This is a genomic window from Bacillus sp. MYb78, assembly GCF_002975115.1.
GTDB lineage: Bacteria > Bacillota > Bacilli > Bacillales > Bacillaceae_G > Bacillus_A > Bacillus_A cereus.
Window position 1 is genome coordinate 21,373 of record NZ_PCOB01000035.1, and the last position, 7,402, is coordinate 28,774.

Consider the following 7,402-nt stretch of genomic DNA (forward strand, 5'->3'; position numbering starts at 1 on the left):
TTAAGAATTTGCACTACCCCCAAGTGTCAAAAAACGTTATTCTTTCTAAAAAGCTAGCTAGAAAGGATGACATTTTTTATGAATCTTTCAATTCAAGATGAATTACAACTATTTTCTGAAGAGCTGTATCGTCATTTAACCCCTTCTCTTTTGGAAGAACTCGCTAAAGAATTAGGTTTTGTAAAAAGAAAACGAAAGTTTTCAGGAAATGAATTAGCTACCATATGTATCTGGGTCAGTCAACGTACAGCGAGTGATTCTCTCGTTCGACTATGCAGTCAATTACACGCCGCCACAGGCACTCTTATGAGTCCAGAAGGACTCAATAAACGCTTTGATAAAAAAGCGGTTGAATTTTTGAAATATATTTTTTCTGCATTATGGAAAAGTAAACTTTGTAAAACATCAGCCATTTCAAGTGCAGCACTCACGTATTTTCAACGAATCCGTATTTTAGATGCGACGATTTTCCAAGTACCGAAACATTTAGCACATGTATATCCTGGGTCAGGTGGTTGTGCACAAACTGCAGGTATCAAGATTCAATTAGAATATGACTTACACAGCGGACAGTTTTTAAACTTCCAGGTAGGTCCTGGAAAAAATAATGATAAAACATTTGGAACAGATTGCTTAGATACCTTACGGCCGGGTGATCTGTGTATTCGTGATTTAGGATATTTTTCATTGGAAGACTTAGATCAAATGGATCAACGTGGCGTGTGCTATATATCAAGACTTAAGTTAAACCATACCGTCTATACGAAAAATCCATTTCCAGAATACTTTCGAAATGGGACAATCAAAAAACAGTCACAGTATATCCAAGTTGATTTAGAGAACATTATGCACACGTTAAAACCAGGACAAACGTATGAAATAAAAGAGTCGTATATTGGCAAGAATCAAAGATTATTTACAAGAGTAATTATCTACCGATTAACAGAGGAACAAATACTGGAACGTAGAAAAAAACAAAGCTATACCGAAAGTAAAAAGGGGATTACATTTTCAGAAAAGAGTAAACGATTAACGGGTATCAACATATATGTTACGAATACGCCTTGGGAAGTGGTTCCGATGGAACAAATCCATGATTTTTACTCCCTCCGCTGGCAGATCGAAATCATATTTAAAACGTGGAAATCTCTATTTCAAATTCATCATTGGCAAACTATCAAACAAGAGCGATTAGAATGCCATGTGTATGGAAAACTCATTGCCATTTTTATATGTTCTTCCACGATGTTTAAGATGCGCCAACTTCTGTTGCAAAAGCACAAAAGAGAACTAAGCGAATATAAAGCAATTGGGATGATTCAAGATCATCTATCCCTGTTATATCAAGCGATACAGAGAAACACCCGTATAATAACAAAGGTTTTAATCCGCCTGTTTACCCTACTAAAGAAAAATGGCCGGAAATCCCATCGATATGAGAAGAAAACTATCTTTGATATTATGGGTGTTGTCTATGAGTATAATGGATTGAGAAAACAAAAGAAAGCTGCATAAGAAAAAAATGAAACCCGTTAGGGTTTATTTCGTATGCTCATTTTTAAGAGGATTATACTGTTTAAAAGTTTGTTCATTTCAATTAATGGAAAACCGTAGAGTTTCTATCCTTAAGTTGATGGGCATGGGGTACCGCCAGCATTTCGGAAAAAAACCACGCTAAGAAAATCAGAGTTAAAAAATCAGAAAATATATCATTATTCCAAGACACATACAGTGTCTTTTTTTATACAAAAAATAATACAACACAATATTAATTGTGTTGTATTAGGTGTTATAATAAATATAAATCTAGGGGTTTAACGCAACACAATTTATCGATAAATAAATACTTTTAGACGCAACACAATTTATAGACGCGGAGGAAATCACATGGATGTTGCAAAACAGTTTTCTTCTTATCTTAAACAAGAGAATAAAACTGAGAACACTGTTCAGGGATACACATCAGGTATTAGACAGTACATAAAATGGTTTGAAGGTTCCTATGACAGAAAATTAACAAAATTGTACCGACAAAATATCTTAGAGTACATTAGTTATTTAAAGAATGTCAAAATGTTGAACGCCAAGTCCATTAACCACAAGATTAGTAGCCTTGCTAAATTTAATGAATTTCTAATACAGAAAGGAAGTCAACAAGATCAAGTAATTTTAAAAACAGACATGATAAAGGTTCAAACTGTCTATGCTTCTCCAACCCAAATTGTTGAATTAGATGTAAAAAAGTTTTTACAAAGTGTGTTAGAGGATAATAACAAACGTAATTATGCAATTGCCACTCTCCTAGCATATACAGGAGTACGTATTTCAGAGGCATTATCTATCAAAATGAATGACTTCAATTTACAGACTGGGGAATGTATTATTCGAAGTGGAAAAGGAGGTAAACAACGAATTGTATTACTAAATAGTAAGGTACTTAGTGCTATCAAAGATTATCTCATCGATCGAAAAACATACAGTACAGCACATGAATCTCCGTATCTTTTTATTAGTAAAAAGCGAGAAAAGCTCGACCGTACGGTCGTCAATCGTATCTTTAAATCATACAGCAATGTTATTACTCCACACCAATTACGACACTTCTTCTGTACGAATGCAATTGAAAAAGGATTTAGCATTCATGAAGTTGCAAATCAAGCTGGGCACTCTAACATCCATACGACACTACTTTACACAAATCCAAACCAACTGCAGCTAAAAAATAAAATGGAGCTCTTATAAAGGAGTAAAGGGGAAACAATGGGAGTTAAACAATTACTGTCAGAGGCACAACGAAATGAGTTAATGGATTTATCACGTTTAACAGAATGGGATTTGGTAACATTTCATACTTTTTCTAAACATGACTTACATTTAATATTAAAACACCGTAGAGGATACAATCGTTTAGGGTTCGCTCTTCAGCTTGTATTAATTCGTTATCCTGGCTGGTCCTTAACAGAATATAAAGACATTCCACAATATGTAGTGGCTTACGTTGCGAGTCAGTTACAGATTCCACCTGAAGAATTTTTAGTATATGCCAAACGTGGGAATACTTTATGGGAGCATCTTGGGGAAATTCGAACAGAATATGGATATCAGAATTTTTCTTCTGAATATAAAGAAACTTTATTACAATTTTTAGTGCAACAAGCAATGGATAACAATAATACCCTCTATTTAATTGAAATAACAATATCTACATTGCGAAAAATGAAAGTCATTCTTCCAGCTATGTATGTGATTGAAGATATCGTCTGGGAAGCAAAGCAACAAGCAGATCAGAAAGTGTATAGTATACTACATGACGGTTTGGTCCAAGAACAAAAAGATCAATTAGATGCGTTACTTTTACCAACTATAAATGGTAAGTCTCCATTAGCATGGCTAAAAGATGTACCGGCCCAGCCTTCACCAGAATCATTTTTAAAAGTAATAGACCGATTACAATTTGTTCAAAAAATTGGTCTTACTATTGATACCACAAAAATTAATACAAATCGTCTTCGGCAGCTCGCTAGATTAGGATCAAAATATGAGCCATATGCTTTTAGACGATTCAATGAAGTAAAAAGATATAGTATGTTAGTCTCATTTTTATTGGAGATTACACAAGACCTTATAGATTACGCAATTGAAATTCATGATCGTCTTATGATGAATCTTCAAACAAAAGGGAAAAAAGAACAAGACGAAATACAGCAAGCAAATGGGAAAAAATTAAACGAGAAGATTTTACAATTTATTACTGTATGCGGGACACTAATTGAGGCAAAAGAAACGGGTAAAGATGCTTTTGCAGCCCTAGATGAAGTAATGTCATGGAATGAGATGGTCGAATCTGTTGAAGAAGCAAAACAACTATCACGGCCTTTAAATTATGACTATTTGGATTTGTTAAATACTCGTTATTCCTATGTTAGACGATATGCACCTACTTTATTACGCAGTCTTCATTTTAGAGCGACGAAATCTGGAGAACCCGTTTTACAAGCACTTGATACGATTCATGAATTGAATGAAACAGGTAAACGAAAAGTGCCTCATGGCGCTCCCTTACACTTTGTATCTAACCGTTGGCAAAAACATGTATATGATGATGACGGAAACATTAATCGGCACTATTATGAATTGGCAGCTTTAACCGAGTTAAGAAATCATATTCGTTCAGGAGATATTTTTGTATCAGGCAGTAGACATCATAAGGCATTTGATGATTATCTTATACCGTATGATGAATGGAACGAAGTTTCAAACATTCCAAATGGCCTTACAGCCCCTTTAAAAGCTGAAGATTATATAACTGACCGAATAAACCGATTAAATGAACATTTAGAATGGTTATCAAAAAATAGCGAGAAATTAGAAGGAGTAGATATTAGTCAAGGAAAACTACATGTTGAGCGATTGGATAGAGGAACTCCAGAAGAAGCAAAAGCATTTAGTAAACTTCTTCATAGTATGTTACCCAGAATAAAACTGACAGATTTACTAATAGAAGTGGCCAGTTGGACTGGATTTCATGATCAATTTATCCACGCCTCTACCAATCAATCTCCTGATCAAGAGGAACAGAATATTGTATTAGCTACTTTGATGGCAATGGGGACAAATATAGGTCTTACAAAAATGGCGGAAGCTACCCCTGGAATCTCCTATAGACAAATGGCAAATGCTTCACAATGGAGAATGTATGATGATGCAATGGTTCGCGCTCAATCTATTCTCGTGAATTTCCAAAAGGAACAAAAGTTATCATCCTATTGGGGAGATGGGACAACTTCTTCTTCTGATGGTATGCGTTTATCCATTGCTGTACGTTCTCTACATGCAGATTCCAATCCACACTATGGAACGGGAAAAGGTGGAACCATTTATCGATTTGTAAGTGATCAGCTATCTGCCTATCATGTGAAAGTCATTACTACCAATGCACGAGATGCTCTTCATGTATTAGATGGGCTTCTTCATCATGAAACAGATTTAAAAATTGAAGAACATTACACAGATACAGCTGGATATACAGATCAAGTTTTCGCTTTAACACACTTGTTGGGATTTCGATTTGCTCCTCGTATTCGTGATTTGGCAGATACTAAGCTTTTTTCTATACCTGGTGGAGAAGAATATGAAAATGTTCAAGCACTTTTAAAAGGAAAAATTAATGTAAATTTAATAAAAGAAAACTATGAAGATATTAGAAGGTTGGCATACTCGGTTCAAACAGGAAAAGTATCTAGCGCTCTTATCATGGGGAAGCTCGGATCATATGCAAGACAAAATAAACTCGCAACAGCACTTGGAGAAATGGGACGAATCGAGAAAACCCTCTTTACGCTGGATTACATATCTAATAAAGCCGTAAGGAGACGGGTTCAAAAAGGTTTAAATAAAGGAGAAGCAATCAATGCATTAGCTAGAATTATATTTTTTGGACAACGTGGAGAATTTAGAGAACGTGCTCTCCAAGACCAGTTACAAAGAGCTAGTGCACTAAACATAATTATTAACGCTATAAGTGTGTGGAACACTGTATATATGGAAAAAGCCGTAGAAGAATTAAAAGCAAGAGGAGAATTTAGAGAAGATTTAATGCCATATGCGTGGCCGTTAGGATGGGAACATATCAATTTTCTTGGAGAATACAAATTTGAAGGATTACATGACACTGGGCAAATGAATTTACGTCCTTTACGTATAAAAGAGCCGTTTTATTCTTAATATAACGGCTCTTTTTATAGAAAAAATCCTTAGCGTGGTTTTTTTCCGAAATGCTGGCGGTACCCCTTTTTTGTTCACTTGCACAATACGGACATATTGGATACTTCACTTAAATTCACCATCCCATTATAATGATATACTGATTTTTATATTTCAATTGAATTTAGAACCTTTAAATTCTCTTCCTTACACATATAATTATATCACATTGGTATATGTTATTCAATAAAATATATGTATTATTTATCGTTTTTATAAATAAACAATAAATAATACATATACATATAACTATTTCAAAGTTAAAAGAAACCACTAGCATTTGGGTGGCGAACAACTTACGTTCTTCTAAAGAACAGCTGTTAAAAATGATAGAACACGTTCTCGAACATGTTCTATCGTTCCAAGACAAACTAGCTTATAAACTAGTTGACTTGATATATCTTATTTAAAAATCCTTTAAGGATATGTTTAATAAACATGGCGACAAGTTATAGGGGTATTTGTAGCAATGGAACAGGATAACGCAACAAGTATTAGCGGACATCATATGGTATAGCGACTCCATCAAGTTAACTTAGGTTAACTTTGTTAACCTAAGTTATAATAAGGTTTTTGTGTGCATTCAGGTTAACTTAAAAAGTCGAAGACATGTACACTAGAGCATTGTCAACGGTACCGGACTGACCATAGCAAAGCGACGGGAGGGAGGATAAGGAGTTGACAATTTCACTACACCAATACCCTCTTGGCATTGCCAAAACCTTTCGTTTTGGCCTGCCTACCGGCGAGGGTAGCTCCCCCGATGTAACGGGGGCTGGGGGGATAATAAACAGCGATCCAACGGGCTACCGTTGGCTGGGTTTGGGCGAGTAGCCCATTAATTTTTGTTCTTTAGATTTTACGCTCCGTCCACCTTGTTAAGCGAAACTCAGGAACGTACAGATTGTAAAAAAGATTAGCTGCAGCTGCCAGCTAATCTTTTTTCTACAATCTGTAGTTATCGAGTTGAGTAAAGGTGGAGCGGTGGCTTACGGAATGTAGGCAGCCGCCGTACATCCCGTGCCATGAGCCCTAATCACTAATTAAATACTTTTATTTTCAATTTTTTTGTTCCACTCTAACAATTAGTTTAAAAACGCAATTTAAGGCTCCTATCTCTCCCTCTATCACATTTGGGAATTTATTTAAACAAAAAGTACAGAAAGGATATAATTAATCTCTAAACCTACGTTTAGGCCCTTATTTTCAATCCACTTAGTTACTCAACAAATTTTCTTTGACTATCTGCTTTATCTTGGTTTAGAACATAGTTCTAAACCAAGATAAAGCAGATCAATTATTTTTTTATTCAGCAAGCTTTAGCTTGCTACTTTGATAAAAACACGGTACATCCGTGTTTTTCATTTTTAGATTGGCTCGATGCCAATCTTTCCAATAAAAAGAAATAAATCGTATAGATTTATTTCTTACCTGGCGTACAAAAGAACTCGCTGAAATATAGCAAGTTCTTCGAATAAATTATGAATGTATTAGATTTCCTATATGAAATTCTAAATCTCTAGTTTTTTCAAATCTTAACGTTACAGAAAAATCATATGCATATAAAATACAACTGACTTTTTCTATAAATGCTAACTTAAATATGTACATTAACGCTTGAATAAATATGTACATTTTC

3 protein-coding genes are annotated in these 7,402 nt (G+C 34.8%); all 3 read left to right on the top strand.

The window, feature by feature from the left end; translation table 11 throughout:
* Positions 1 to 78: 78 nt before the first annotated feature.
* The gene (locus CQ064_RS31425) at positions 79 to 1,515 is read left to right on the top strand and encodes an IS4-like element IS231C family transposase (RefSeq protein WP_001053969.1); all 1,437 of its coding nucleotides are present in this window, start codon (positions 79 to 81) and stop codon (positions 1,513 to 1,515) included.
* Positions 1,516 to 1,887: 372 nt separating this feature from the next.
* Positions 1,888 to 2,742 carry a TnP I resolvase gene (gene tnpI, locus CQ064_RS31430; protein WP_000382147.1) on the top strand — a complete coding sequence of 285 codons (855 nt, stop codon included), beginning with the start codon at positions 1,888 to 1,890 and terminating at the stop codon, positions 2,740 to 2,742.
* Positions 2,743 to 2,760: 18 nt separating this feature from the next.
* The gene (locus CQ064_RS31435; RefSeq protein WP_000538378.1) at positions 2,761 to 5,724 is read left to right on the top strand and encodes a Tn3 family transposase; all 2,964 of its coding nucleotides are present in this window, start codon (positions 2,761 to 2,763) and stop codon (positions 5,722 to 5,724) included.
* Positions 5,725 to 7,402 lie beyond the last annotated feature (1,678 nt).